The 1,046-nt window shown below is 42.2% G+C and carries 1 protein-coding gene; it reads right to left on the reverse strand.

Annotated features, from left to right (window positions below; all coding sequences use genetic code 11):
- Positions 1-645: DUF3360 family protein (locus AB4623_RS23970; RefSeq protein WP_372147517.1), on the reverse strand; the 645-nt coding region annotated here is incomplete at its 3' end.
- Between the last annotated feature and the right edge of the window lie 401 nt (positions 646-1,046).

Genomic DNA, 1,046 nt, shown 5'->3' on the forward strand with positions numbered 1-1,046 from the left:
AGCGACAGTGTCAGACTGAAGACCAACAGCCCAAGCTTGAATTGAGTTGATTTGGCTCATTGTACCGGTTAGACCCAAGAAGATGAGCAAGCCACCCGCCGTACCTTCAGAGGTAAGGTTAACAAGTTTAGACCCACCTTTTAGGAAGCTTAGGATAAGACCGAAGACACCGATAAGGATTGCCAATGCAAGAGGGTGAGCACCAGCAAGAGCGATGGTACCAATAAGAGGAATCATTGGGCCGTGGTTACCGGCAAGGTTAGCTTTAGGGTTAAAGAAACCAGAAGCAAGGATACAGAACAGCAGTGCAGGGATAAGCATTTCTACACGAGCGACTTCAATCGCAAAGTCTTTACCAAGGTTTACGTGATCCCAAGCTTGAGTTAGGCCTTCAGCCCAAGACATCATTACTGCAGAGTACATCGCGATGATACCAATGGTACCAGCCAGTGCAGGAACAAGGTCTTCTAGTTCAAAGCGGAAGTCACGGCCAGGAAGGTTTAGGCCAAAGCGGCGAGGCTTCATGATTTGAAGTTCGTGATCTAGATAATCTGAGCGGTTCTCAAATTCAGAAGCAGGGCGGTGTAGCTCTTTATAGCTTTTCTCTTCTACTTCAGAGTTCGCATTGTTCACAACGTCTGACATAGATTCCTCATATTTTATGTTAGTAATTCTAAAATTGAATTCTATAAGTTCGCGTAATTGCGTAATTGCGTTATTTCTTAGTTATAACTCATTAACATTATGTTGCACGGTTTTGCTGTGCTTTATGCAGCTAAGTTAAAAGAAATGTTTGGCATTTTTAATGCCTTATTCTTTGCTGAGGAGTCTAACAAGCTTACCCTTTAGGGTGATTGATCTTGATCACTTTATGAGTATATGTGAAAGAAAGCTACAAAACGCAGCGATTCATTAACTTCCCATTGATGAATCGTGTAATTAGTTTTCACAAATTGACGTTTACCTATCTTCTTCGAGCCTTTGTCGTCATGGCTCGAGTTCAATACTCAATTCTTACTGAGTTATTTCACTATTACTTGCTTCCC

The sequence above is a fragment of the Vibrio sp. 10N.222.52.C12 genome (genome assembly GCF_041474215.1).
GTDB classification, from domain to species: domain Bacteria; phylum Pseudomonadota; class Gammaproteobacteria; order Enterobacterales; family Vibrionaceae; genus Vibrio; species Vibrio crassostreae_C.